This is a genomic window from Streptomyces asoensis (assembly GCF_016860545.1).
GTDB lineage: Bacteria > Actinomycetota > Actinomycetes > Streptomycetales > Streptomycetaceae > Streptomyces > Streptomyces asoensis.
The window spans coordinates 1,670,430-1,695,259 of record NZ_BNEB01000002.1; the positions used below are offsets into that span (position 1 = coordinate 1,670,430).

General features: G+C 74.6%; 22 protein-coding genes. 8 read left to right on the plus strand and 14 right to left on the minus strand.

All coding sequences use genetic code 11. From position 1 onward, the window contains the following. Window positions 1-16 precede the first annotated feature (16 nt). From Saso_RS10345 to Saso_RS10365, 5 genes are all read right to left on the minus strand, one after another. Window positions 17-502: an STAS domain-containing protein gene (locus Saso_RS10345; RefSeq protein WP_189918803.1), complete on the minus strand. Its 486-nt coding sequence runs from the start codon at window positions 500-502 to the stop codon at window positions 17-19. Between the two features lie 562 nt (window positions 503-1,064). After that, on the minus strand, window positions 1,065-2,075 hold the full coding sequence (locus Saso_RS10350; RefSeq protein WP_189919499.1) for a DUF5914 domain-containing protein: 1,011 nt from the start codon (window positions 2,073-2,075) through the stop codon (window positions 1,065-1,067). A 74-nt stretch (window positions 2,076-2,149) separates the two neighbouring features. Beyond that, window positions 2,150-3,181: a phytoene/squalene synthase family protein gene (locus Saso_RS10355; RefSeq protein ID WP_189918805.1), complete on the minus strand. Its 1,032-nt coding sequence runs from the start codon at window positions 3,179-3,181 to the stop codon at window positions 2,150-2,152. Beyond that, window positions 3,178-4,719: a phytoene desaturase gene (locus tag Saso_RS10360; protein ID WP_189918808.1), complete on the minus strand. Its 1,542-nt coding sequence runs from the start codon at window positions 4,717-4,719 to the stop codon at window positions 3,178-3,180. The genes Saso_RS10355 and Saso_RS10360 overlap by 4 nt, the downstream gene beginning before the upstream one ends. Continuing rightward, window positions 4,716-6,107, minus strand: coding sequence for a polyprenyl synthetase family protein (locus Saso_RS10365; protein ID WP_189918810.1), 1,392 nt, complete (start codon window positions 6,105-6,107; stop codon window positions 4,716-4,718). Before Saso_RS10365 ends, Saso_RS10360 begins: the two co-directional genes overlap by 4 nt. Before the next feature lie 470 nt (window positions 6,108-6,577). Between Saso_RS10365 and Saso_RS10370 the strand changes: the two genes are divergently transcribed. The 5 genes from Saso_RS10370 (at window position 6,578) to Saso_RS10390 (ending at window position 12,992) form a co-directional block, all read left to right on the plus strand. Further along, a complete protein-coding gene (locus Saso_RS10370) occupies window positions 6,578-7,771 on the plus strand; it encodes a lycopene cyclase family protein (protein WP_189918812.1) in 1,194 nt (397 codons plus the stop codon). 43 nt (window positions 7,772-7,814) lie between these two features. Next, complete coding sequence (locus Saso_RS10375; RefSeq protein ID WP_189918814.1) at window positions 7,815-8,546, plus strand: class I SAM-dependent methyltransferase; 732 nt, start codon at window positions 7,815-7,817, stop codon at window positions 8,544-8,546. After that, window positions 8,543-10,102 carry an FAD-dependent oxidoreductase gene (locus tag Saso_RS10380; protein WP_189918816.1) on the plus strand — a complete coding sequence of 520 codons (1,560 nt, stop codon included), beginning with the start codon at window positions 8,543-8,545 and terminating at the stop codon, window positions 10,100-10,102. The genes Saso_RS10375 and Saso_RS10380 overlap by 4 nt, the downstream gene beginning before the upstream one ends. A gap of 150 nt (window positions 10,103-10,252) precedes the next feature. Further along, a complete protein-coding gene (locus tag Saso_RS10385) occupies window positions 10,253-10,732 on the plus strand; it encodes a VOC family protein (protein WP_189918818.1) in 480 nt (159 codons plus the stop codon). A 169-nt stretch (window positions 10,733-10,901) separates the two neighbouring features. Then, window positions 10,902-12,992: an FG-GAP-like repeat-containing protein gene (locus Saso_RS10390; RefSeq protein ID WP_189918819.1), complete on the plus strand. Its 2,091-nt coding sequence runs from the start codon at window positions 10,902-10,904 to the stop codon at window positions 12,990-12,992. 95 nt (window positions 12,993-13,087) lie between these two features. On the opposite strand, the gene Saso_RS10395 is transcribed toward Saso_RS10390, so the two are convergent. The 6 genes from Saso_RS10395 to Saso_RS10420 form a co-directional block, all read right to left on the minus strand. Continuing rightward, the gene (locus Saso_RS10395) at window positions 13,088-13,498 is read right to left on the minus strand and encodes a nuclear transport factor 2 family protein (protein WP_189918821.1); all 411 of its coding nucleotides are present in this window, start codon (window positions 13,496-13,498) and stop codon (window positions 13,088-13,090) included. A 1-nt stretch (window position 13,499) separates the two neighbouring features. After that, a complete protein-coding gene (locus Saso_RS10400; RefSeq protein ID WP_189918823.1) occupies window positions 13,500-14,306 on the minus strand; it encodes an MBL fold metallo-hydrolase in 807 nt (268 codons plus the stop codon). Between the two features lie 35 nt (window positions 14,307-14,341). Next, window positions 14,342-14,968, minus strand: coding sequence for a DsbA family protein (locus Saso_RS10405; protein ID WP_189918825.1), 627 nt, complete (start codon window positions 14,966-14,968; stop codon window positions 14,342-14,344). 246 nt (window positions 14,969-15,214) lie between these two features. Then, window positions 15,215-15,709 carry a MarR family winged helix-turn-helix transcriptional regulator gene (locus tag Saso_RS10410; protein WP_189918827.1) on the minus strand — a complete coding sequence of 165 codons (495 nt, stop codon included), beginning with the start codon at window positions 15,707-15,709 and terminating at the stop codon, window positions 15,215-15,217. A gap of 79 nt (window positions 15,710-15,788) precedes the next feature. Then, window positions 15,789-16,802: a hydroxyacid dehydrogenase gene (locus tag Saso_RS10415; RefSeq protein WP_189918829.1), complete on the minus strand. Its 1,014-nt coding sequence runs from the start codon at window positions 16,800-16,802 to the stop codon at window positions 15,789-15,791. 201 nt (window positions 16,803-17,003) lie between these two features. Further along, complete coding sequence (locus tag Saso_RS10420) at window positions 17,004-17,792, minus strand: hypothetical protein (RefSeq protein ID WP_189918831.1); 789 nt, start codon at window positions 17,790-17,792, stop codon at window positions 17,004-17,006. Between the two features lie 734 nt (window positions 17,793-18,526). Between Saso_RS10420 and Saso_RS10425 the strand changes: the two genes are divergently transcribed. After that, window positions 18,527-20,587: a SpoIIE family protein phosphatase gene (locus Saso_RS10425; RefSeq protein WP_229901107.1), complete on the plus strand. Its 2,061-nt coding sequence runs from the start codon at window positions 18,527-18,529 to the stop codon at window positions 20,585-20,587. 107 nt (window positions 20,588-20,694) lie between these two features. Here Saso_RS10425 and Saso_RS10430 read toward each other — a convergent pair whose 3' ends face one another. Continuing rightward, complete coding sequence (locus Saso_RS10430) at window positions 20,695-21,555, minus strand: class I SAM-dependent methyltransferase (protein ID WP_189918833.1); 861 nt, start codon at window positions 21,553-21,555, stop codon at window positions 20,695-20,697. A gap of 455 nt (window positions 21,556-22,010) precedes the next feature. On the opposite strand from Saso_RS10430, the gene msrA reads away from it, so the two are divergent. Further along, window positions 22,011-22,523, plus strand: coding sequence for a peptide-methionine (S)-S-oxide reductase MsrA (gene msrA / locus Saso_RS10435; RefSeq protein ID WP_189918835.1), 513 nt, complete (start codon window positions 22,011-22,013; stop codon window positions 22,521-22,523). A gap of 207 nt (window positions 22,524-22,730) precedes the next feature. Here the strand turns inward: msrA and Saso_RS10440 are convergent, their stop codons facing one another. After that, the gene (locus tag Saso_RS10440) at window positions 22,731-23,084 is read right to left on the minus strand and encodes a winged helix-turn-helix transcriptional regulator (RefSeq protein ID WP_189918837.1); all 354 of its coding nucleotides are present in this window, start codon (window positions 23,082-23,084) and stop codon (window positions 22,731-22,733) included. Between the two features lie 96 nt (window positions 23,085-23,180). Here Saso_RS10440 and Saso_RS10445 point away from each other — a divergent pair, with 96 nt between their 5' ends. Continuing rightward, window positions 23,181-24,068 (plus strand): NAD(P)-dependent oxidoreductase, encoded by an 888-nt coding sequence (locus tag Saso_RS10445; protein WP_189918839.1) that lies wholly within the window; start codon window positions 23,181-23,183, stop codon window positions 24,066-24,068. 71 nt (window positions 24,069-24,139) lie between these two features. Here Saso_RS10445 and Saso_RS10450 read toward each other — a convergent pair whose 3' ends face one another. Then, window positions 24,140-24,583 carry a hypothetical protein gene (locus Saso_RS10450; RefSeq protein ID WP_189918841.1) on the minus strand — a complete coding sequence of 148 codons (444 nt, stop codon included), beginning with the start codon at window positions 24,581-24,583 and terminating at the stop codon, window positions 24,140-24,142. Window positions 24,584-24,830 lie beyond the last annotated feature (247 nt).

Sequence of the window (24,830 nt, forward strand, 5' to 3'; positions counted from 1 at the left end):
TCGTCGCGTACGGGCCTCAGAGCACGTCGGACGGGCGGGACGCCGACGTCACGGGCGTCCGCCCCCTCGTGTCGGGGCAGACGAACCGGTAGAGCCGCACCTTGAGGCGGGTGCGGACCGTGGACGCCGGGGGGCGGGGTGAGGCCGTCGCCGCCGCACAGCACACCTCGGTCCGTTCCCGGGCCTGTGACAGCGTGCGGGTGACGCGCAATATGCGCTCCAGACCGGCCTCGCGCAGCGCCTGCGCGGCCTGCGGGTCGCGTGCCGTGACACACAGGAAGACGCGGTACCGCTCCGCGAACCGGCGCAGGCGCACCAGGAGGTTCATGACGGCGGGCGGCGGTTCCTCGCACTCCAGGTCCACGATGACGGCGGGGGTGTCGCAACGTCGCAGCAAGGCCCGCAGTTCCTGTTCGGCGGCCAGCGCGTCATCGGCATCGGTGATCCCGCTCAGCTCGACGACCCGGTGGGTCGGGTCGAGGCGGTAGCTCTTCACAGACAAGGCCCACTTCCCGGCAGAAACAGGACATCCAGCGCGTCCTGACCAGCCTTACGCCTGCCCCTTTCCACGCCCCCCACACGCCCCCGACGGCACGGGCCGCACCGATCGCTCCCGCCGCGACCGCGGGGCCGCGAGGCCCGCCATGCCCGGCCGCCGTCTGCCGGTGTCCTGTCGCCCGGCCGTCCCGGAGCGTCGGCCCGGGGACGCCGGGCCACGGCCGCCGAGGGCGTCGCGCCCGCCGACGTGCCGTGCCCATCGGCCCGGCTGTGCTCGCCGTCCGGCTGCGGCTTGCCCCGGCCAGGGGCGCCGTCCGGCCGCCGTGGCCGCCGTCCGACCGCGCCCCGCGCGAGCGCTGCCGTCGAGCCGTGACTCGCGTGACCGCCGAGGTCGTCCGGCCGTGCCCGCACAATCGCCGTCGTCGGGCCGTGCCCCGCGCGGGCGCCGCCGCTCGGACGTGTCCGGGGGTGACCGTCGCCGGGACGCGACCGGACTCGCGGTGGTCGGGACGACGGGGACCCGTCGTCCCGGCCGCGCTGCCCGCCCGGTGGTGCTGCCGCTGGGTTCAGCCCGGGAAGCGGCCCGTGGAGCGCAGGTGCCAGCGCCGTTCGGCGTAGGCCAGGTCGTCGCGCCACAGGCGTCCGGCGGCGGCCCGCATGAGCGGCCGCAGGGCCGGGGCCATCGTGCGCGCGACGGCGAAGCCGCGGCGGTCGGAGGCCGCCACGACGGCCTCGACGACGGCGGTCCGCGGCCTGCCCCGGTCATCGGGACCGAGCGGCGTCGCATGGGTCTCGACGACGGAGCCCTGCCCCTCGCCCTCGGTGATGTGCATGACGACCGTACGCGGCTCCGGCGCGGTGAACACGGCCCGCACCGGGACGACGAGCCGCCCGGCCAGTTTGAAGGAGACGTCGACGGCGAACCCGTCCTCCCCTTTCCCTTCCGCCTCGTTGCTCCCGGTTCCCGGCGCTTCGACGACGGTGAGGTCGACGAAGGAGTAGGGGTGGAACCAGGCGCCGTGCCAGGGGTCGAGCCGGTTGGCGACGACGTCCTCCGGCTCGCAGCTCCCGACGCCCACGTAGACGGCCGACAGCGCGCCCGGCAGCGCCGGCCGGACCGGCACCACAGGTGCGTCGAGCGGGGTCTCGCCGCCCACGTCGTCGAGCCGGACCCACACCAGGACACCGTCGTCGTGGACGGGAAGCGGTTCCCAGCCCGCGAAGGGCGTGCCCTTCAGGGCGAGTCCGTGCCAGTGGCAGACCAGCGTGCCGCAGCGCACGGGGCTGTCCTTCAGCGGCGCGCCCAGGTGCGGGCAGACGCCGGGCCCGGCGACGAGCCGGCCCTCGGCGTCGCGCCAGACGACCACCTCCCGTGCGGCGACGGTGCGCGCGAGCGGCCGGTCGGCGCGGACGTCACGGGTGGCGCCCACCACGTACCAGTTGCCGGAAGGGCGGGCCTGCGCCCGCTTCAGCGCCTGGGCGATCACGGCGGGCCGGGCCTCGCGCCAGGTGGGGCGCTGACGTTCCCACGGCACGGCACGCCGGCGCACGGACAACGGGAACCGGCCGCCCGGCATGCGACGGCCCGCGCGGCCGGAGGGCCCGGGAAGACGGCCCAAGGGCCCAGGACGGCGGCCGGAAGGCTCGGTGCTCACGCGACCTCCTCGTGAAGGTGCTCGGGCGAGTGCCCGGTCGCCCCCGCCGCCGGTCGGCGAGGGGCCCGGAGCGCGACCGGCCGGGAACCCGTGACCCGTGACCCGGTCCGGGCCGCGGCCACGCGCACCAGGCCGTCGAGGGCCACGACGGCACGGCGCCGCCGGGGCACCACGGCGCGCCGGTGCACCACCGTGTACCCGTCCGCGGCGATGGCCTCCAGGATGCCCCCGTACAGCACGAAGGCCGTCCGGATCGCCGGACGGGACACCGGGTCGAGCATGGCCAGGCCCGGCGCCGCTTCCCGGTACACCCCGCGCGTGAGGTCCTCGACGGCCCGCAGCGCCTCGGTGATGCGGGGGTCGCGGCGGCCGGTGCGCCGGCTCCAGTGCAGCAGCTCACGGTCCACGCCGTGGGCGGCCAGCAGGTCGGCCGGCAGGTAGACGCGGCCGCGGTCGAGGTCCTCGCCCACGTCCCGCAGGAAGTTGGTCAGCTGGAAGGCGACGCCGAGGGCGGCCGCGTGCGGCGCGGCCTCCTCGCGCGGGACCACCGTGCCGAGCACCGGCAGCATCTGGAGTCCGATGACCGCCGCCGAGCCGTGCATGTACGTCCGCAGATCGGCGTAGGTCGGGTAGTCGGTGACCTCGAGATCGCTGCGCATGGAGATCATGAAGTCGGCGAAGTGCCGGTGGTCGATGCCGTACCGCTCCGCCGTGTCGGCCACCGCGAGGACCACCGGGTCGGTGGCGTCCCCGCCTTGCAGCCCGTGCTCCAGTCGCGTGCGCAGACGGTCGAGGTCCGCGGCACGGCCCTCCGTCGTGAGGGTGGCGTCCAGGGAGTCGACGATGTCGTCCGCCCAGCGGGCGAAGCCGTACAGGGCGTGCACGGCGGGCCGGCGTTCGACCGGCAGCAGCCGGGTGGCGAGGAAGTACGTCTTGCCGTGCCGGGCGTTGAGCCGACGGCAGCGCGTGTAGGCGTCACGCAGCGCCGGATCCGTGATGCCCGCCGCGTCGAGTTCGCGGTCGGTCATGAGGGCGTTCCTTCCGGGGTGGCCCGCGGCGCGGACGCCGGGCGGGGGGTACGGGTCGTGCGTCCGGTGACGCGGGCCGCGGCGAGCTTGCCGGACAGCAGGACGGTCGGCACGCCCACTCCGGGTGTGGTGCCGCAACCGGCGAGCACGGCGTTCTCGGTGCCCCGCACCAGGTTGCGGGGGCGGAACGGACCGGTCTGGGCGAAGGTGTGGGCCGCGGAGAACGGCGTGCCCGCCGCGTGGCCCTGTGCCTGCCAGTCGGCCGGTGTGATCAGGCACTCCTCCTCGATCGCCGAGCCGATGCCGTCCAGGCCGCGCTGCTCCAGCTCCTTGAGGACGCTGTCGCGGTAGCGCGGCGCCAGGTCGCCCCACGCGGCGGCGCCGGGTCCGATGTCGGTGTTGGGGCAGGGCGCGAGGATGTAGTGCAGGTGGTGTCCGGGCGGGGCGAGTCCGGGGTCGGTGGCCGTCGGGCGGGTGATGAGCAGCGACGGGTCGCTCATCAGCTCGCCGGTCCGGGTCAGTTCCTCGAAGGTGCTCCGCCAGGCCGCGCCGAACGACAGCGTGTGGTGGGCCAGTTCGGGCCAGGTGCGGTCGGTCCCGGCGTGCAGGACGACGGCCGAAGGGGAGTGCCGGATCCGCAGGGGCCGTCGCGGGGCCCGCCCGAGGAGGCGGTAGGTGACGGGCAGGTCGGGGGTGAGGACGACCGCGTCGCACGGGATGCGCTCCTCGGCGGTCACGACCGCGGTGATGCGGTCGCCGGACCGCTCCAGCCGGGTGACGTCCTGCCCGAACCGCAGGTCGGCGCCCGCCTCCGCCGCGGCGTCCGCCATCGCCTGCGGCACCGCGTGCATGCCGCCGCGCGGGAAGTGGACGCCGGCGATCGTGTCCATGTAGGCGATGACGGCGTAGGCGGCCAGCGCCCGGGCCGGCGGTACGCCCGCGTACAGGGCCTGGAAGGAGAAGACGCGGCGCAGGCGTTCGTCCTTGAGGTACCGGCCGATGCCCGCGTCGAGCCGGCCGAAGCCGCCGAGGGCCGCCAGCCGGGCCAGATCGGGCGTCAGCAACTGCCAGGGGGAGTCGAAGTTGACGTCGATGAAGCGGCGCATCTGGGCCCGGTAGAGCCCCTCCAGCCAGCCGCGCAGACGACGGTACCCGGCGGCCTCGTCGGCGCCGGCGAACCGCCTGACCTCTTCCTCCATCGCCTCGGCGCCGGTGTGCACGTCGAGACTGCTGCCGTCGGCGAACCGGGCCCGGTAGGCCGGGTGGAGCGGGATCAGGTCGACCCGGTCGTACAGGCTGTCGCCGACCGCGGCGAACGCCTCGTCGGCGAGTTCCGGCATGGTCAGCACGGTGGGGCCGGTGTCGATGCGGTAGCCGCCGCGCTCGAGGAGGCCGGCCCGTCCGCCGGGCAGCCGATCGCGCTCGACGACGGTGACCCGCCGCCCCGCCCCGAGCAGGTGCAGCGCGGCCGACAGCCCGGACAGACCGGCGCCGACCACCACGACGTGGTCGGTGCGGCCGGGGATCGTTCTGGTCATCGGGTGGCCCCTTCGGCGCCGGCGGTGAGCAGCAGTGAGCCGGACGGGCCGCCCGCGGCCGCGGTCCGGTCGACGGGCGGGTCGGACGGGGCAGCCGTGTCGGACGGGCCGTACGGCGTGCGTCCGGCGGGCGGGGCTCCCGCCGCCGAGCGCAGCAGTGCGCGCAGACGCAGCCGTCCGTCCCCGCGGAGGGTCACGGAGTCCAGATGGCGCATGCCCTGGACCGCCAGCCGCTCGATGCGGGCCTCGACCGCCTCGCGCGCCCCGGTGGCGACCAGCACGCCCCGCACCTCGGCGAGACCGGTCTCGGACAGGTCGGCCCGGCCCAGCGAGCGCCGCAGCACCGACAGGGCGCCCCGGTCGCCCGCCGCCTCGGCCCGGGCCTGGGCCACCGCGACGAGGTAGGTGGGCTTGCCCGAGCGGATGTCGTCCCCCGAGGCCTTGCCGGTGCGGGTCGCGCTGCCGAAGACGTCGTTCAGGTCGTCGCGGAGCTGGAAGGCGATGCCGACGCACCGGCCGGCCGAGCACAGGGCGGCGGTCGTGGCGGCGTCCGCGCCCGCCAGGGCCGCGCCGAGGGCCAGCGGCCGTTCCACCGAGTACAGGGCACTCTTGAGGCAGGCGGCGCGCACGGCGCGGGCGGACGAGCGCGACGAGGTGATCTGGCCCTGGAGGTCCAGGTACTGCCCGGCCACCATCTCCATCCGCATGGCGCTCCACACGCCGCGCACCCGGCGCGCGGTGTCCGGCGCGAGTTCGGTGTCGGCGAGCACGTCGTCCGCCCAGGCCAGTGCCAGATCCCCGGCGAGGATGGCCGCGGCCTCGCCGAACCGCGCGTCCTGCGCGGTGGGAGCCACGGCCGCGTACTGGGTCTCGACGTCCGCGTGCAGGGCGGGCCGGCCGCGGCGCAGCCGGGAGCCGTCCATCACGTCGTCGTGGACCAGCGCGCAGGTCTGGATGAGTTCGAGGGCGGCGCCGACCCGCAGCGCGGCCGCCGCCGCACGGCCCTCGCCGCCGCAGGCGCGCAGCGCCCACCACACGAACTGCGAGCGGGTGCGCTTGCCGCCGTCCAGGGTGAACCGGGCCACGCGCTCCGCGAGATCGTGCGCGAACACCTGGTCGAGGACGGCGGCCTGCGCGGTGCGCTCGGCCAGCAGTTCGCCGAGCAGGCGTCCGACGGCCGCGGGTACGTCGTCGTCGACCACCCGCAGGTCGCTCACGTCCGGCAGGAGCGGGACGCCGACGGCACCTTCGGGCAGGCTGCCGGGTGACGCGCCGAAGTCCACGGGACGCGGATGCGTCCCGGCGGCGGAGGTCTGCCTGGACGCGTGGGACGGGCCGGGCGGCTGCGGTACGGCCGCATGGTGGTCCTTCGCCTTGCTGGGGCGCATCCCGGTTCCTCTCGTGTGCTCGAAAGCTCGCCTTGTGTAGACGCATTCCGCGCCGACGGCGAAGTCGGATGCGCCATGCGGTGGAATTGCGGTTGCCCGTCCGAGGACGGGACCGGCCGCACGACGCGAGTAACGAGTGCCACGCACGGGCCTCCGCCTCACCTGCCGGCTCCCACCCGCCACCGCGACACCGACCGAACGGCGGACCCGCCGGGGCGGCACACCGTGCCCGGGCCGCGCCGCGCCGGGGCACGAGTACGGTCCGCACGACCGCTCGGCTCCCGCGCGCCGAGTGAACGCCGTTCCGACGCGGTCGGTATGTCGTGCCCGGTCGGCTCGTACGGCCGGCCGGCGCCTGATCGCACGGGTGGCCCCCTGCCCAGCGTGGCCTGCATCCGCCGGGGCACCCGGGCGGGAATGCTTCCGACAGCGCGCACGCCGACGCGCCCGGGGAAAGGAGTGGAGCGCTCATGCTCGACGCGGACGTCGCCATCGTGGGCGCGGGAGCCGCGGGGCTGTCCCTGGCCCACCGGCTGGCGCACCGCGCCCCGGCGACCCGTCGTCTCTCGGTGGTGCTGGTGGACGCCCCGCCCGGCCCCCTGCGGCCGCCGAGCCGTACGTGGTGCTTCTGGGAGCGCGGCCGGGGCCGCTACGACGCTGCCGTGACCGCGACCTGGCGGCGGCTGCGGGTGCGCACCCCGGGCGGCGCGGTCATCGAGGACGACATCACGCCGCTGCGCTACAAGATGATCCGCTCGGAGGACTTCGAGAGCCTGGTCGAGCACGACCTCGGGCGGAGCGGACAGGTGCGGCGCATCGAGGCGGCCGTCGAGACGGTGGAGGGCGTCCCCGAAGGCGCCCGGGTCCTCGCCCGCACGGCCGACGGGCACCCCCTCACCCTGCGGGCCCGCTGGGTCTTCGACTCGCGCCCGCTCGGCAGTCTCCCGGCGGCCCGCACGACCCTGCTCCAGCACTTCCACGGCTGGTTCGTCCGCTCCGACCGGCCCGTCTTCGACGCCGGGACGGTCGAGCTCATGGACTTCCGCATGCCCCAGCCTGCGTCGGGCCTGTCCTTCGGCTACGTGCTGCCCACCGGCGACCGGCAGGCACTCGTGGAGTACACCGAGTTCTCCCCGCACCTGCTGTCCCGGAGCGGCTACGAGAGCGCGCTGCGCCACTACACCGAGGACGTCCTCGGCCTCACCGGGCTGGAGGTCGTGTCGACGGAGACCGGCGTGATCCCGATGACCGACGCCCCGTTCGCCCGGCAGACCGCCCCCTGCGTCTTCCGGATCGGTGCGGCGGGCGGCGCGACCCGCCCCTCGACCGGCTACACCTTCGCCGCCGTGCAGCGCCAGACGGGAGCCGTCGCGCAAGCCCTGGCGGCAGGACGCCGGCCCGTGCCGCCGCCCGCGCACTCGGCGCGGTCCCGGGCGATGGACGCCGTCATGCTGCGGGCCCTGGACAGCGGCCGGGTCGACGGCGCCGACTTCTTCGCGCACCTCTTCACCCGGGTGCCGATGGAACGCCTGCTGCGCTTCCTCGACGGCCGCACCCGCCTGCACGAGGACCTCTCCGTGGGGGTCCGCACCCCCGTGCTGCCGATGCTCCGTTCCGCCGCGGAGCTGCCCTACCTGCCCCGCCGTCCTTTTCCCGGACCGTGACCGCCCCGCGGGCGCGCTCCGTGCCCCCATCCGAGGAGACCGCATGACCCTGCTGCGCGACGCGGACCTGGCCGCCGCGTTCGATCTCGCCGCCCGCAGCTACGACACGCTCGTGGCCGCCAACCCCGGCTACCACGCCCATCTGCGCCGCTCGGCACGCCGTCTCGGGCTGCCGGACGGCGGCCACGGGATGCGCGTGCTGGACCTCGGCTGCGGCACCGGCGCCTCGACGGCCGCGCTCGCCGCCGTCCTCCCGGGCGCCGAGATCACGGCGGTGGACGCCTCCGCCGGCATGCTGGAGCGGGCCGCCGCGAAACCCTGGCCGGACAACGTGACGTTCGTGCGCGCCTCGGCGGAGGGCCTGGCGCGGGCGGGCGTCGAGGGCCCGTTCGACGCGGTGTTCGCCGCCTACCTGTTCCGCAACGCGGCCGACCCCGACGCCGTACTGGCCACCGTGCGCGACCTGCTGGGCCCGCACGGCCGGCTGGCGGTCCACGAGTACACGCTCAGCGGCCGCGCCGCGCATCGCGCGGTGTGGACGGCGGTCTGCGGCGGCTTCGTCCTGCCCGTGGCGACCGCCCTCGGGGACGGGCGGCTGTACCGCCACCTGTGGCGCAGTGTCGTCGACTTCGACACTGCCGGCGAGTTCGCCGCACGGGTCCGCGCGGCCGGGTTCGACCATGTCCGGGTGCTGCCCCTGCCCGGCTGGCAGACCGGCATCACCCACACCTTCGTCGCCCGTCGCGAGCTCCTCGACACGGCGGGCGACCGATGAGGGCCACCGAGCGGCCCGCGGCCGCCCGCCGCGGCAGGGACCGGCGCGCCCGGATGCTGACGCCCCGGCCCGGGGCGCCGCGGGTCCGCGGCGACCACCCGCCGACGACCGCCGTCGTGGGGGGCGGCATCGCGGGACTCGCGGCCGCCACCGCCCTGGCCGAGCGCGGCGTGCGCGTCACGCTCCTCGAACGCGAACCGGCGCTCGGCGGGCGCCTGGCGGGCCAGTCGGTGAAGCTGAACGACGGCTCCACCGTGACGATGAGCCGCGGCTTCCACGCGTTCTTCCGTCAGTACTACAACCTGCGCGGCCTGCTGCGCCGGACCGATCCAGGACTCACGCGGCTGACCGGCCTGCCCGACTACCCGCTGCGCCACAGCTCGGGCCTGCACGACAGCTTCCGCCGCGTGCCGCGCACCCCGCCCTGGAGCGCCCTCGGGTTCGTCGCCCTGAGCCCCACCTTCGGTCTGCGGGACCTGGCCCGTATGAACCCGGTGGCGGCGCTGCCCCTGCTCGACGTCCGCGTCCCCGAGGTGTACGAGCGCCTGGACGGCGTCAGCGCCCACGACTTCCTGCACTCGGTCCGCTTCCCCGAGGCCGCGCACCACCTCGCCTTCGAGGTGTTCTCCCGCAGCTTCTTCGCCGACCCGCGGGAGCTGTCGGCGGCCGAGATGGTGCTGATGTTCCACATCTACTTCCTCGGGTCCGCCGAGGGGCTGCTCTTCGACGTGCCCGACGAGCCCTTCCCCGACGCGCTCTGGGAACCCCTCGCCGGCTATCTGCGCGGCCACGGCGCCGAGTTGCGCACCTCCACGGCCGTCGAGAGCGTCGAACCCACCGCGGACGGCGGTCACGTCGTCGCCACCCGGGACGGGGAACAGCGCTACGACGCGGTCGTCCTGGCCCTGGACACGGCGGGTCTGCGGTCCGTCGTCGGCAGCTCCCCGCGGCTGGCCGACGAGGCGTGGCGCGAGCGGGTGGCCCTGCTGCGCAACGCGCCGCCGTTCCTGGTCTCCCGCCTCTGGCTGGACCGGCCCGTGGCCTCGGACCGCCCCGGCTTCCTGGGCACCAGCGGGTTCGGAACCCTGGACAACGTCAGCGTCCTCGAACGCTGGGAGGGCGAGGCGGCCCGCTGGGCGGCCCGTACCGGCGGCTCCGTCGTCGAACTGCACGCCTACGCGCTGCCCGAGGGCGCGGCCCGTGACGTGGAGCAGAAACGCCTGGTCGAGCGGCTGCACGACGTGTACCCGGAGACGCGGGCGGCGAGGATCGTCGACGAGCGTCACGAGTGGCGGGCCGACTGCCCGCTGTTCCCGGTCGGCGGCTACGCGGCCCGTCCCACCGTCCGGACCGTAGATCCGGGCCTGGTGGTCGCCGGCGACCTGGTGCGTACGGAACTCCCCGTGGCGCTGATGGAACGAGCGGCGACCAGCGGATTCATGGCGGCCAACGCCCTGCTGGAGCGCTGGGGGGTCCGTGGTCAGACCTTGTGGACGGTGCCCGACCGGGGGTACAGCCCCGCCCTGCGCGCGCTGGCCCGCTGGGGGAGCACCTGACCGGGCGGACCCGCTCGGACCGACCCGCTCGGACGGACCTTGCCGGTGGCGCGCTCCGAAGGCCGTTGACCTCGACCGGGCTTGAGCTTCTAGGTTCCCTTCCGGAGCCGCGGGAGCCGACCGGCGGCGCCGTCACCCGGGAGGTACGCCATGACCGAGAACGCCGTGCACGCCGAGATCCCCGACCGGTACCGCTACGCGGTGGTCCCGCACATCATGGTCGACGACGCCGCCGCGGCCATCGACTTCTACCGGCGTGCGTTCGGCGCCCGCGAGGACTTCAGGATCGACGCGCCCGGCGGCGGGATCCTGCACGCCGAGATCACGGTCGGGCGCTCCGTGCTGATGCTGGGCGACGCGGGCGGTGGCGAGGGGCCGTCCGCCTTCACCGCGCCCGCCTCGCTCGGCGGCACCTCCGTCGCCCTGCACGTCCATGTCCCCGACGTCGACGGCCTGGCGGAGCGCGCGACAGCCGCCGGCGCCGAACTCCTCCAGCCGCCGACGGACATGTTCCACGGCGACCGCACCGCGGTCCTCCGCGACCCGTCGGGCCACCTGTGGATCTTCCTGACCCATGTCGAGGACGTCCCGCCGGAGGAGCTCGCGCGCCGGCTCGCCGCCGCCGGGTGACCGCACGCCGGACCTCGAAGGGCCGGACCGCTCCCGGGCCACACGACTGAGGCGCCGTCAGACATGTACAACCAAAAGGCGGTTCGAGTGGTCGAGGGTGTCAGGACGTCGACGTCTTCGATGGGGGACCGGGATGAAGAACTCCGGGCACAGAATCCGTTCCGCTCTGGTGGCGGCCACCGTACTGGCGCTGGGCGCCTCCGTGGTGTCGGCCGGGAACGCCGTCGCCGGACCCGGCGGCGCCAGGGCGGCCGAGGACGTGGTGATCACCCTGGGGACCCGTGACGGCGCCGTAGTGCCGCCCGAGGGCCTGACGCTGTCCGGCGGCCGGCTCCACGTCACCGGCCGCCCCGACGACGCCGGCCGGCGCAGCCTCTACGAGTACGACCTCGCCGTCACCGGGGTGCCGACCGCGGGCCCGCGCCGCCTGGCCGTCGACGACTTCTGGAACGCCTACCCGTGCCCCGGCGAACCCGGCTCGTCCTGCTCGGAGTTCGACGCGCGGCTGTGGGGCCTCGGCGACGGCCGTATCGCCTACCAGGACCCGTCGGGCGTCCACCGGTCGGTGGGCGGCACGCGCGCGCCGAAGCAGCGCGACCTCCAGTGGGGGCACGACGAGGACCGGCTGACCTCGGCGGCGGGGCGCTACATCGCCGTGTACGACGGATTCCACACCCGCGTGGGCGACCTGGACGGAGACCCCGAGGCGCAGTACATCGCCGAAGGCCGGCCCGCGTCCGTCTGGGGGACGACCGTGTGGGTCCGCGGTGAACGGCCCGGCACCGTCAAGTCGTTCGAGATCAAGAGCCGCACGGAGTCCGCGGACCTCGACCTCGGGACGGGGTGCACGGCGGAGGAGCTCCAGGTGGTGGGCCGGTGGCTCTACTGGCGCTGCCCCTCGGTCGCCAGGGCGGGCGTGTGGGACTTCGCGACGGGCAGGAACATCGCCGTCCCCTCGCAGGACGGCGTCCGGATGGGCGACGGGTTCCTCGTCTGGCACGAACCGGCGGTGAGCCGGATGGAGTTGCTCGACTTCCACCGGGGCGGCGGCTTCCCGTACGTGGAGAAGACCTTCGTCTCCGGCGTGCCGGCGGGACCGTGGGACGTGGACCGGTTCGGCGGTCACGTGGCGTTCACGGACACGGACGGCAGGATCCACCTCCGGTCGGTGACCGTGCCGCGCCGGCCGGTCGCCGTCACCGACAGCTCCGTCGACAACGGCTGGGGCCCCTGGGAAGGGGACTGGCGGCTCAGCCGCCCGGCGGCGTCCTGGACCCTCACCGTCAAGGATCCGTACGGCAACCTCGTGAAGGAGATCCGCGGACGCACCCGCGAGGGCGCCTCGGTGCAGACCGGCTGGGACGGATCCGACGCGGACGGCGTCCCGGCCGCCTCCGGCGCGTACACCTGGACGCTCGGGGTCGACTCGGGCGACGGCACGGGAGAGCGGGAACTGACCAGCGGCGCCCTGACGTTGACCCGGGAGGGAGGCGGACGCAGCGCCTTCCGGGACACCGACGCCGACGGCTACGGCGAGATGTTCTCCATGACGAGCGCCGGCAAGCTCGCCCTCCACCACCTCTCCCGTGACAACGGCTCCTGGACGTCCACCGGATGGGACACCCGTACCCGCTTCGTCTCGGCGGGGGACCTGACCGGCGACGGCTGCGGCGACGTCGTGGCCCGCACCCCGGACGGCGACCTGTGGCGCTACGCCCCGGGCTGCGGCAGCCCCGTCACCCCGACCACCCCGCGGACCCTGGTCGGCGCGGGCTGGGCCGGCTTCGACGTGATCGTCCCGGCGGCCGACGACGACGGGCAGTTCCGCACGCCGGACCTGATCGCCCGGCAGGCGTCGACCGGCCGCCTCTACCTGTACCCCGGTCACGTGGGCGTGACCGGATACGGCAGGCCGGTCCTGATCGGTTCCGGCTGGAACGGCTGCACGATCCTCGGCGCCGCCGATCTGACCGGCGACGGCTTCGGCGATCTGGTGGCCAGGGACAGCGGCGGCGAGGTCTGGCGTTACGACGGCCTGGGAGGCGGGCGGTTCTTGCCCCGCAAGCTGCTCCTGAGCGACTGGGGCGCCGGGCGCCGGGAGATGTTCGTGGCCGGCGACGTGACGCGGGACGGCTACCCGGACCTGGTCTCGCGGCACGCGGACGGCAGACTGCTGCTCAACAAGGGCAACGCGGCGGGCTCGTTCGGGGCGACGGTCAGGATCGGCACCGGCTGGGGCGCCTACACCCGCCTGTACTGACGGGCGCGTGCACCGACGGACGCGTGCATTGACGGGCTCGTGCACCGACGGGCGGGCGGGCCGTGCGTCACCACGGCCCGCGCGCGTCCGCCGGATCAGTTCGGCATCGCCGCGCGCACGAGCGCGGTGTCCACGAACTGCTCGAAGCGCACGATCAGTCCGCCGCGCACCACGAAGTGGTGCGCCACCCGGACGTCGACGGGCTTGCCCGTGGCCCGGTTCGTCGCGGTGTAGCGGGCGAGGACGACCACGTTCTCGCCGTCGACCACATAGGTGTCGTCGTGGGCGGTCCAGCCTTCCCAGTCCTTGCCCAGCTGCTCCATCACGTTGCTCGTGACGCCGTCGGGGGTGCGGTAGGTGCCGGCGAGGGGGAAGCCGGCCATCTCCGTCCACTCCACGTCGGGGGCCAGGGTCGCGCGCAGGGCCGTCAGGTCGCCCGCCGCGGACGCCAGGTACTGGCGCCGTACGACGTCGGCGGGCGCCGCGGAGGTGTCGAAGTCGCTCATGTCAGCCCCACTTCATCTCGCCCTTGGCGACCTTGGCGCCGATCTGGGCGGCGATCAGCATGCCGTTGCCGGGGTAGCGGCCGACCAGCGCCTCGGTGAGCGCGGCGCCGTCGGCGGTCCGGCCGAGTTCCTCCTCGAAGGCGAGCAGGTACGCGCGGGTGGCGGCGATCGCGGAGGCGTCGGCCGCGGTGCCGGGGAGCCGGTGGCCGGGCACGACCAGGTCCGGCTCCAGCGCGGCCATCTCGTCCAGGAGGCCGATCCAGGCGGCGCGGTCGCCGGGGGTGGGGGTGTCGGCGACCCAGACGTGCTCCTGCTGGAAGAGCAGGACGCCGCCGAGCAGCGCGCGGTGGTCGGCCTGCCACAGGTAGTGGCGGTCCGCCAGCGCGGCCGGACCGCCCTTGAGCTCGAAGCGGTGGCCCTCGAGCGTGAGGTCACCGGTCAGCGGCTCGATCTCGACCAGCCGGGTGGGCAGGTTCGGGCCGAGGGCCGCCCAGGCCTTGAGCTTGCCCTCGTAGGAGTCCCGGATGTGCTCGATGACGAGCGGTGTCGCGACGAACCTCGCCTCGGGGAAGGCGTCGGCGACGACCTCGGCGCCGAAGTAGAAGTCGGGGTCGGCATGGCTGACGAAGACGGTGGTCAGCTTCTTGCCGGAGTCGAGGACCTCGGCGGCCAGGCGGTGGCCGTCGGCCCGGGTGAAGGCCGCGTCGATCAGCAGGGCCTCCTCCTCGCCGGTGACCAGCGTGGCCGTCTTGTTCTTGCTGCCGGCCGGGAAGTCCAGATCGAGGACCTTGAAGGAGAGGGTGCTCATGGTGTGCTCCTTGAGGGGGACGGTGGAACGGCGGATCAGGAGGCGTGGGTGGCGCCGAGCGAGGCGAGACGGCGGTCCACCTCGTCGGGGGTGGCGTAGCCGCGGGCCAGGGTGACGGTGCGCGGGCCGTCGACGGCGAGGAGCGTGGGGAAGCCCCCGACGCCGAGTGCGGCGGCGCGCGCGAAGTCGGCCTCGGCCTCCGCCCGGGCCGTCGGCCCTTCGAAGGAGGCCACCACGCGGTCGGCGTCCAGGCCCGCCGCGTGAGCGAGCTCCCGGTACGTGCCCGGAGCGGACAGGCTTCGTCCATCGTGGAAGAACGCGCGCTGAAGCGCCACAGCGAGCTCCGCGGCGCGGTCGGGCGCGCCGTGCCGCAGGGCCGCCAGCCCGCGGGCGGCGGCCTCGGAGTCCATCACGAAGGAACCCTCGGCGGCGAGCCGCCGGTACGGCTCGCCGAACCGGGCGCCCGTCTGCCTGCCGATCTCGGCGTTGGCGCTCCCGATGTGGGCGAAGCCGCGCATCGGCACCCGGCGTTGCGAGGTGAACAGTCCGCCGGAGATCACGTCCACCGGCAGCTCGGGGTGCCGGGCGAGGACCTCACGCAGCGTTCCGGAGAATCCGTGCGACCAGCCGCAGTAGGCGTCGAAAACGTAGATGAGCTTCATCGGGAACCTCGGCACAGGGGTGCGGTCCACGGGGTGCGGACGCTTCACCTGACACAACAGTAGCTGACTCGTCAGATATTTCCAGGCGGGGCCCTGATCATGGATGTCTGGCCGCCCTCGGCGGAGGTCCGGTTCGGCGGTGCTCGGGAGGGCGCGGCAGTGCGTGCCCGGGTCGACCGTCCGCAGGTCAGGTCAGGTCAGGGCGGGGCGGGTGAGGTCGGGTCGGTCGGGCCGCGTCAGGGCAGGTCAGGGCAGGCGCGGGAGGGTGTCCCGGGCCGAGTGGCTGAGGATGCGGAGATCCTCGGCGAACCGTTCACGGTCCCCGGCGGGCAGCGGCTCCACGAAATAGCGCTTGATGTTCTCCACGTGCACCCGGGAGGCCCGGACGGCCGTCTCCTCGCCCAGCGCGGTGAGCGTCACCAGTTTCCCGCGCCGGTCCTCGGGGGACTCGGCCCGCGCCACCAGCCCGGCGGCCTCCATGCGGTCCACCAGGCGGGTGGCGCCCCCCGTGGTGAGCACCTGCTCCTGGGCCACGGCCCGCATCGGCAGACCCGGAGCGCCCGCGCGGCCCAGGATCAGCAGCACCTCGAACATCAGGTGGCTGATCCCGCACTCCACCTCCAGCGCCCGGCCGAGGATGTACTCCAGACGGTTCGCCGCCCCCTGCAAGCGCCCGAAGGCCAGGATCAACTCGTGGTCCGCGGCTTCCTTCGCCGTCGTGATCCCCGCTTGCTCGTCCACGGTCCGCAACCCCTCTCGTCGTACAGCCCCACCACCGTACCGATCATGCCGTGCGCCGCCCCGGGGCCCGGCCCCCGGCTCAGGCGCTGTTCGCCAGTGCTGCCCGGTGGACCGGGTGGGCCGGAGGCCGGCCGGCGACGAGGCGTTCGAGTTCGTCCACCACGGTGGTGCCCATGCGGGCCAGTTCGTTGCCGAGGGATCCCGCGATGTGCGGGGTGAGGAACACGTTGGGGAGGTCGAAGAGAGGCGAGTCCGCAGGCAGCGGCTCGGGGTCCGTCACGTCCAGCACCGCGCTGAGCCGGCCGCCGGTCAGTTCGCCGACGAGCGCGTTCTGGTCGACGAGGGCACCGCGCGAGGTGTTGATGAGCACGCCCCCGTCGGGGATGAGGGCCAGCCGCTCACGGCTGAGCATGTGGCGTGTCTGCGGGATGTCCGGGGCGTGCACGCTGACGATGTCGCTGGTGCGCAGCAGCTCGTCGAGCGGCAGCGAGACGGCGCCCAGGTCCGCGGCCTGCGCCGCGTCCACGTAGGGGTCGTACAGGTTCACCGAGAAGTCGAAGGGCCGCAGCAGTTCCAGCACCCGCCGGCCCACGCGCGAGGCGCCGACGATGCCGACCCGGCGACCGAGGTTGCCCACCTTCGCGTACTCCGCCGGGCCGGGATGTGCGCGCTCGGTCCGCAGGCGCTCGCGCAGCCCGAAGGCGTCCTTCCCGGCGAGCAGGATCGCGGCGAGCGTGTACTCCGCGACCGGGAGCGCGTTGGCCTGCACCGCGCTCGAAAGGGTGAGCCCCCGCTCCCAGAACGGGTCGCCCACCAACTGCCGGACGCTGCCCGCCGCGTGCAGCACGGTCCGCAAGCGAGGTGCCGCCTCCAGCACCTCGGCCCCGAGGTGCGGGCAGCCCCAGCCTGTGATGAGCACCTCTGCCCGGGCCAGTGCGACGGCCGCCGCCGGATCGGAGAAGTCCCGTACGACGAACTCCGGGTCGATCTCCGCCAGTTGCCGCAGCCGTTCCATCACCGCCGGCGGGAAGAGTCCTCCCAGGTGCACCGGGTCCATGGCGAACAGGGCGACGGGGGAGGCGGAGTGCGACATGGGGCTCCTGCTGGTCGGCCGGGACGCCGGCGGCGCGGCGGTAGGCGTATTCCATGTCAGGGCCGTGCCCCTGGTCAATGGCATGCCCGGTCGGCGGGCGCCAGGGGCGCAGGGGGCCGATGCCGGTCGGTCCCCGCGGGATCCCTCGGCGTGGTGCCGCTCGCCTGCCGCAGGTGGTGAGCCTCCGGCCTTCCGCGGGGATCACCCGACGGAGCGGCCCTCTGCGGACACGAGCGGGTCCGTCCCCCGCGCCCGGTACCGGCTCCTGAACACCGCCCGGTCGCCCGCGAACAGGCCGGTCATGGCGGCCGCCGCGAGCCGGTCGGCGAAACGCCCGTAGGCCGCGTGCTCCTGCTCGGAGAGGTCCACCCGGTGCGGTCGTGCGCCGGCCGCCGCGGGGGCCAGGGCCGCGGCGAGCAACTCGACGTCCTCGTCCGGAGAGAGACCGAGGACCGCCACGGTCCGGTCGACCGTGCCGCGGTAGTCACCGGGTCCGGGCACGGCCTCGACGGCCACCGAGCCGTCGGTGCCGTGGGTCACCAGCAGTGACGGCCGGGCCCTCGCTCCGGCGCGGAGGGCACGTCGTACGCGGACGAGCGCCTTCACGTCGGCCTCGTCGAGCAGGACGGGGTGCAGCGGGACCAGGCGTCCGCCGTCCGGGGCCCGCAGAAGGCTGCGGCGGGCGGGGTCCCGCGCGGTCCGTGGGGTGCGTCCGCGCAGGACGGGAGGGAAGGCCCGGTGGACGTTGCGCCAGGCGTCAAGGGCGGCGGGCGCGTCCAGACCCTTCAGATCCTCCAGCCCCGCCGGGTAGGGGGGTGCGAGGTGTTCGCGCACGCCGCGCCGCCTGGCGGACCAGGCCGCGTGGTACGGCGCGAGCAGAAGGTCGTGGGTCTCGCGGAAGTCGTGGAGCCACTCGGGGTCCTGCGGGACGAGACGGAGCGTGCTGGTGCCGCCGGCTGACCGGGCGGGAGTGCTGCGTGCGGGAGCCAAGGCGGGACCCTCTCGATGGTGGCGGCGGACGGCGTGCGCTCGCGCCCGTGCGGCAGCTCGTCGACGCGTTCGGAGCTTTCCGGTTCGGCTGCGCCCGGCGGCACCGACACCATATCGTCAGAACGACGATATGCCCAGGGGGTGCGGCGATCACGGGGAAGTGGGCGGTGCCATCCGGCGGGCGTATGGTCCGTATATGGGTGGTGCTCCGTACTGCCGCAGCCGAGCCCCCGCGCGAGGGCCGTCGGGCCGGGTGCGCCCGTGCCCGTGTCCGCGTCCGGCGCGGCGGCAGGTGGCCGTGCCCGCCCGTCGACGGCACCCGACCGGCCCGGCAGGAGACCGGACGGCGGCGACGGCGCACGTCACGGGGCGGCCGTCCGGTTGCCTGCCCGCACCGGCCGGTGCTTACGGGAGAAGGTGAGCGCGTGTCCGACTGCGCGTCCGCCGATGACCTTCCGGGTTCCGGCCCGTCGGCATCCGGGCCGTCGCCGCGGCCGCTGAGGCCGTCGGAATCCCTGACGTCCTCGGAACGGCAGGCGTCGCCGGAGGGCCAGGCACCGCCGAGCCCGCTGGAGGCGTCGCCGACTCCGTCCGGACGACAGGGTCCGCCGGCGCCACTGGTCTCGCCCGGGCCGCGGGCATCACCCGAACCTCCGGCCCCGCCGGAGCGGCAGGAGCCGGGACAGCCGGAGGGGCCAGAGGGCCAGGAGGGGCCGACGGGACGGCTGGAGAGGGTGCTGCTCCGGTTCGCGCAGGAGAGCGGCGCCAGCGTGGGCGCCCTCTATCTGCTGCTGCCGGACGAGCCCGCCCTCCAGATGGCGCTGCTGAGCGGAGTCTCGTGGCGGATCGCCGTTCCCTGGGCGAAGGTGACGCTGGACGCGGCCACCCCGGTGGCCGACGCCGTACGGGAGCGCCGACTGGTGTGGATCGGCAACGAAGAGGAACGGGCCCGCCGTTACCCCAAGATGGCGCTGGTCCTGCCCCATGCCTTCGCCCTCGCGGCCGCTCCCGTCGCGACCGGCCCGAACGTCTGGGGCGGCCTGGTGCTGCACTGGCCCGCCTCGCACCCCCCGACGCTGAGCGCGCACGAGCGCGACGCGATCCGGGAGGTCTGCGACCGTCTGGGCGCGATCCTGCGGGAGGCCGCCGCCGGGGGCCGGCCGGTCCTGGCCGGCACCGAGCCACGCATCCTGCCCCCGTCGCGCGGCCGCTCCGCCGACCAGGACGAGGCACAGGCCGCGGTCGACTTCGCCGAGCGCCTGCCGGACGGCTGCTGCTCGCTGGACATCGACGGCCGCATCACCTTCATCACCACCGCCGCCGCGGACCTCCTCGGCGTCGGTGTTCCCGACCTGCTGGGGGCCCGGCCCTGGGAGGCGCTGCCGTGGCTGGACACCCCGGTGGCCGAGGACCGCTACCGGTCCGCCGCGCTCAGCCGCCGGGCCACGTCCTTCACCACGCTGCGCCCGCCCGACCACTGGCTCTCCTTCCACCTCTACCCGGACGCCACCGGCATCAGTGTGCGCGTCGTCCGCACCCCGCCGGCCCACACCCCGGACCCGCCGCTCCTCGTCCGCCCCGCGCCGCCCGCCGAACCCGGCCGGGCCACCGCCCTGTACGCCCTGACCCACCTCGCCGTCGCCCTCACCGAGGCCGTCGGCGTGAACGACGTCGTGGAGAGGGTCGCCGACCAGGTCCAGGCGGCTTTCGGGGCGCGGGCCTTGGCGTTGATGACGGCGGAGGAGGGCAGACTGCGGATCATCGGCTACCGCAACTTCCCCGCCGACCTGATGGACCGCTTCGACGCGATCCCGCTGACCGCCGACACGCCCGCCGTGCGCGTCCTCACCACCGGCAACCCCCGCTTCTTCACGGACTTCGCTCAGCTCAGACGTGAACATCCGACGGCCGTGCTCCAGGACGGCATGTCCTCGTGGGCGTTCCTGCCGCTGATCACCACCGGCCGCCCCGTCGGCTCCATGGTGCTCGCCTATGACCGGCCCCATCACTTCGCCCCGCAGGAACGCTCCGTCCTCACGGCCCTCGCCGGGCTGATCGCGCAGGCCCTGGACCGCGCCCACCTCTACGACGCCGAACACCACCTGGCCCGCAACCTCCAGGCCGGTCTGCTGCCGCGTACGCTGCCCTGCGTCCCCGGGCTCGACGTGGCCGCCCGCTACCTCCCGGCCGGCCGCGGCATGGGCATCGGCGGCGACTTCTACGACTTCATCCGCCTCGACGAGACGACGGCGGCGGCCATCGGCGACGTCCAGGGGCACAACGTGCAGGCCGCCACGCTCATGGGACAGGTCCGCACCGCCGTCCACGCGAGCGCGGGCGCGCCTCCCGGCGAGGTCCTGGCCCGCACCAACCGCCTGCTCACCGACCTCGACCCGGGCCTGTTCACCAGCTGCACCTACCTCGCCCTCGACATGGCCCGTCATCACGCCTGTCTGGCGACGGCCGGGCATCCGCCCCCGATCGTGCGCCACCCGGACGGCCGCACCGAGGTGCTTCCCGTGCGGCCCGGTCTGCTGCTCGGCATCGACCCCGCGGCCGACTATCCCGCCACCGAGATCCCGCTCCCGCCCGGGGCCCTGCTCGCGCTGTACACCGACGGACTCGTCGAAGCCCCGGGCGTGGACATCGAGGACGCCATCGACGGCCTGGCCCGCCGGCTGGCCCTGGCCCCCGCGCAGAGCATGCAGACGCTGGCCGACACCCTGGTCGACCAGGCCCAGCCGTTCGGGCCGCCCAGCGACGACATCGCCCTGCTGCTCATCCGCGCGTGGTGAGCGCGAGGCCGGGGTACACGGTCCGCCGCCGACGCGCCTGGTGTCCGGCGTACCGGCGGTGACCGTGACGGCGTCGGCCTACCGGCGGTGACGGCGTCACCAGCCCCTCAGCCCTCTGAGGTCGCATCCGTCTGGTCGGTCTCGTCGGTCCCGTCAGGCTTGCGGCCCCAGGCGGTGAGCATGCCTGCCGACAGCGCGGCGCAGTCGCCGGAGTCCAGACAGCTGACCGCCGTGTCCAGGGACGCGTCGTCGACCAGGCCGGTGGCGAGCATCGCCTCCCGGCTGCGCTCCCACGTATCGGCCCAGAAACGGCTGAGGGGACCGCCCGGCAGCAGCGGCGGCACATGGATCTCGGCGGCGACGGACCGCAGCCCCGCCGCGCGCAGCAGCCGAGGATACGACGGCACCCAGGAGACGTCCGTGCCGATGGTGGCCCGCAATCCCTGCCACATCGCCCGCATGGCGTCGCCGTACGGCGTGCCGGGCGACAGGTCGCTGGTCAGGTCCACCGCGTCGCTGAGCACCAGGAGACCGCCGGGCGCGACCAGCGCGGCCAGCGAGGAGAGGACACGCTCCCGATCGGCCAGGTGCATCAGCACGAAGCGGGCGTGAACGAGGGAGAAACGGCCCCGGACGGAACCCGGGGCGGTGAGGTCGGCCTCCAGCACATCGAGGCCGGGCACGGGGGGCCGTGCGCGGAGGAAGCGCGTGTCCCGGTCCACGGCGAGCACGCTCGTCACCCCGGCCTCCTCCAGCAGCCGGCGCGAGACCGTGCCCGTACCGGCGCCCACGTCCAGGCAGCGCCACCCCGGGCCGACGCCGAGCGCCCGCAGCCGGGCCATGGTGATGTCGTCGTAGGCGAGGGCACCGAGGTCGATGCGCTCGTCCTCGCCCGCCTGCTCGGGACGGAAGACGTCCTCGCCGTAGCGCCCGACGCCCGGCCCGTCCCCGGGTGCGGCGGCGCTCATGCGGTGACGCCCGGGGAGCGGGCTCCGGAAAGGGTTCGTGCCGGTGCCGGTGCCGGTGCCGGTGCCGGTGTCGCTGTTGGTGCCGGTGCTCGGTCGGCGGGGGAGAGGAACAACGGGTCGTCGAACGGTCGCAAGGCTGGACCCCTTCACGCGGTGTGCGGTGCCGGGCGACCCGTCGCCGGGCCACCGCGCCACCGATCCTGCACGGGCGCCGGGCCGCCGCCCCGAGGCGCGCCGCGTCCGACCCGTTCGGGCCCCGACCGACCGTACGGCGCACCCGCGCGACAGAGCCGCGGCCGCCCCCGAACCCTGCCCGGGGGGCCTCCGCAAGGACCGGACCCGCGGGCGTGGAATTGTTCGGCCCTCCCACGCGCTGTTGTAGCCACGTAGAACGGAAGCCGACGGTGTGCGAGCGGTCAGCGCACGGCGGAGGCGACAGATCGAAAGGTGCCGACATGGCAGCGCAGACGCAGAGGGCCGTGCTCGCGGGCGGATGCTTCTGGGGAATGCAGGACCTGATCCGCCGCCAGCCGGGGGTGACGGCGACCCGGGTCGGTTACACCGGCGGGGACGTGCCGAACGCCACGTACCGTAACCACGGCACCCACGCGGAGGCCATCGAGATCCTCTTCGACACCGAGAAGACCGACTTCCGGACGATCCTGGAGCTGTTCTTCCAGATCCACGACCCGAGCACCAAGAACCGCCAGGGCAACGACATCGGCCTCAGCTACCGCTCGGCGATCTACTACGTGGACGACGAGCAGAAGCGGATCGCCGAGGACACCATCGCGGACGTGGACGCCTCCGGGCTGTGGCCGGGCAAGGTCGTCACCGAGGTCGAGCCGGTCGGCCCCTTCTGGGAGGCCGAGCCCGAGCACCAGGACTACCTGGAGCGCTACCCCGACGGCTACACCTGCCACTTCCCGCGCCCGGGATGGCGCCTGCCGGCCCGCACGGAAGGCTGACCGACGGCTCGCTGATCGGGCGACAGCCCCTCCCGGGAAGCCCGGGAAGCCCGCTTCGCGTGGCCACGCGCCACGCGAAGCGGGCTTTTTCGCGGCACCCACGCGGCACCGCAGACGCACGGCCCGTCCACCAGGACGGCTGCCGCCGACGCACGGGCCCGCCGCCGACGCTCCTCGCGTGCCGCGTGCCGGGCCGGCCCCCCCCGGCTACTCCCGCGGACCTCGACCGGCTGACCGCTCACGCCCCCAGGCGGCCAGTGGCCCGAGCGCGGCGTTGAGGCGCACCCCGTCCTCGGTCAGCGAGTACTCCACGCGCGGCGGCACCTCGTCGTAGGAGGCGCGGTGCACGACACCGTCCGCCTCCAGCTCACGCAGGTGCGAGGCCAGCACCTTCTCGGTGATGCCGGGCAGCAGCCGGCGCAACTCGCCGAAGCGACGGCAGGGCTGCTCGTGCAGTGCCCAGAGGATCAGCACCTTCCACTTGCCGCCGATCACCTCCATCGCGGCGTCGATCCCGCAGACGTGCCCCTGCGGTGCGCCCGGTCGGTTCAGCGTCGTCATGCCCCACCCTTCTGACGTGCCGGCTCACCCCGGGGTAACCACCCACCGCCAAGTGCGTACTTGATCACCTCCGGCCCTGCGGCCAGCCTAATCGGCATGACACACCACCCTGTCGAGAAGACACCCGTCACCCTGCTGGGCCTCGGCGCGATGGGCACGGCACTGGCCCGCGCCTGGCTCGCGGCCGGCCATCCGCTCACCGTATGGAACCGCACCCCGGCCCGCGCCGCCGCGCTCGCCGCCGAGGGCGCCACGGTCGCGGAGACCGCTGCCGAGGCGGTCGCGGCGAACGGCCTGGTCGTCGTCTGCCTGCTGGACGACGCGTCGGTCGAGGAGGTGCTGGCCGGCACCGATCTGGCCGGCAAGGACCTGGTCGACCTGGTCACCGGCACCCCCGCCCAGGCCCGCGCACGTGCCGCCCGGTCCCGCGAGCGGGGCGCCCGCTACCTCGACGGCGCCGTCATGGCCGTCCCTCCCATGATCGGTGCCGCGCAAGCGGGCGGCTACGTCCTCTACAGCGGCTCGACGGAGGTGTTCGAGCGGCACCGCGAGACCCTGGCCGTCCCGGCGGGCACCGTCCACGTCGGCGAGGACGCGGGCTTCGCCGCCCTGTACGACGTGGCCCTGCTGAGCGCCATGTACGGGATGTTCGCCGGTGCCGCGCACGCGTTCGCCCTGATCCGCAAGGAGGACATCGATCCCGCGGCGCTCGCCCCGCTGCTGGCCGACTGGCTCGTCGCGATGGCCCCGTCGGTGCACACGACCGCCGGCCGGCTGCGCAGCGGCGACTACACGGGGAGCGTCGTCTCCAGCCTCGCCATGCAGGTGGCGGGCACGCCGACGTTCCTGAGTACCGCCGAAGAACAGGGGGTCAGCCCGGAACTGCTCAGCCCCTACTTCACGCTCATGCGGCGCCGCCTGGCCGAGGGGGGTGGCGCGGAGGACCTGACGGGGGTGATCGACCTGCTGGTGCGGCACGGTTGAGGCGAGCGGGACGCAGCGGCGGCGGGCCGCCGCCGGGGCGGGAGACTACGGCCGTGGCTCGGACGCGGTGGTCAGTACGCCTCGACCGTGCCCGGCCCCCCTGTGATCTCCCCGCGCAGCAGGGCTTCGAAGGCGTCGGCGAACTTCAGGAGGACGTCCGTGTCCAGGTCCCGGCCGAAGGAGGACCCGTGGCCCCCGGTCCCGAACCCGTTGACGACATCCCTGGGGATGGCCGGGGCCCATCGCAGCAGCCGCTCACGCAGCCGTAGCGACAGGGCGAGGACGGTGGCGACCCTGTCGGGCGCGGTGCCGAGGTGTTCGTCGAGGCACGGCGAGACGAAGCCAGTGAAGCCGGCCGTGGCCTGGAGGTGCCAGTCGCTCCTCGCCGCGTCGAGCCAGTCCGGACGCCCGGTGAGGCGGGCGGCCTCCTCGGACAGGAGGAAGAGCCACACCTCGGCCTGGAAGTCACGTGCCCAGAAACCCTGTTCGCGGTAGTCCATGTACGAGCTGCCCATGCGGCCAGTAGAGCATCCCGCCGGACCGGGAGATCCAGGCTGCCCGGGAGGGGGCGGGCAGCAGATGTCCGGAATCGGCGGGCGCCGAGGAGGAAGGAGGATCTCGGTGGTCTGTCCGTTGAACCGCCGGGCCGCACCTCTCGTACCAGTCGACCGGGGGGACACTGTGCCGCCCGGTCACGGCCAGGCAGACAGGTCGGCGGGCACACGCCTGCCGCTGTCGTTGCACCGGGCGGCGGTCGTCGAG

What these genes read in the sequence shown, in the direction of transcription:
- Saso_RS10395 (WP_189918821.1), bottom strand. Translation starts at nt 13,498, where the DNA reads ATGAGCGACTTCGACACCTCCGCGGCGCCCGCCGACGTCGTACGGCGC.
- Saso_RS10365 (WP_189918810.1), bottom strand. Translation starts at nt 6,107, where the DNA reads ATGCGCCCCAGCAAGGCGAAGGACCACCATGCGGCCGTACCGCAGCCG.
- Saso_RS10360 (WP_189918808.1), bottom strand. Translation starts at nt 4,719, where the DNA reads ATGACCAGAACGATCCCCGGCCGCACCGACCACGTCGTGGTGGTCGGC.
- Saso_RS10440 (WP_189918837.1), bottom strand. Translation starts at nt 23,084, where the DNA reads ATGACGACGCTGAACCGACCGGGCGCACCGCAGGGGCACGTCTGCGGG.
- Saso_RS10405 (WP_189918825.1), bottom strand. Translation starts at nt 14,968, where the DNA reads ATGAAGCTCATCTACGTTTTCGACGCCTACTGCGGCTGGTCGCACGGA.
- Saso_RS10380 (WP_189918816.1), top strand. Translation starts at nt 8,543, where the DNA reads ATGAGGGCCACCGAGCGGCCCGCGGCCGCCCGCCGCGGCAGGGACCGG.
- Saso_RS10400 (WP_189918823.1), bottom strand. Translation starts at nt 14,306, where the DNA reads ATGAGCACCCTCTCCTTCAAGGTCCTCGATCTGGACTTCCCGGCCGGC.
- Saso_RS10385 (WP_189918818.1), top strand. Translation starts at nt 10,253, where the DNA reads ATGACCGAGAACGCCGTGCACGCCGAGATCCCCGACCGGTACCGCTAC.
- Saso_RS10355 (WP_189918805.1), bottom strand. Translation starts at nt 3,181, where the DNA reads ATGACCGACCGCGAACTCGACGCGGCGGGCATCACGGATCCGGCGCTG.
- Saso_RS10375 (WP_189918814.1), top strand. Translation starts at nt 7,815, where the DNA reads ATGACCCTGCTGCGCGACGCGGACCTGGCCGCCGCGTTCGATCTCGCC.
- Saso_RS10415 (WP_189918829.1), bottom strand. Translation starts at nt 16,802, where the DNA reads ATGTCGCACTCCGCCTCCCCCGTCGCCCTGTTCGCCATGGACCCGGTG.
- Saso_RS10445 (WP_189918839.1), top strand. Translation starts at nt 23,181, where the DNA reads ATGACACACCACCCTGTCGAGAAGACACCCGTCACCCTGCTGGGCCTC.
- Saso_RS10450 (WP_189918841.1), bottom strand. Translation starts at nt 24,583, where the DNA reads ATGGGCAGCTCGTACATGGACTACCGCGAACAGGGTTTCTGGGCACGT.
- Saso_RS10370 (WP_189918812.1), top strand. Translation starts at nt 6,578, where the DNA reads ATGCTCGACGCGGACGTCGCCATCGTGGGCGCGGGAGCCGCGGGGCTG.
- Saso_RS10430 (WP_189918833.1), bottom strand. Translation starts at nt 21,555, where the DNA reads ATGAGCGCCGCCGCACCCGGGGACGGGCCGGGCGTCGGGCGCTACGGC.
- msrA (WP_189918835.1), top strand. Translation starts at nt 22,011, where the DNA reads ATGGCAGCGCAGACGCAGAGGGCCGTGCTCGCGGGCGGATGCTTCTGG.
- Saso_RS10350 (WP_189919499.1), bottom strand. Translation starts at nt 2,075, where the DNA reads ATGCCGGGCGGCCGGTTCCCGTTGTCCGTGCGCCGGCGTGCCGTGCCG.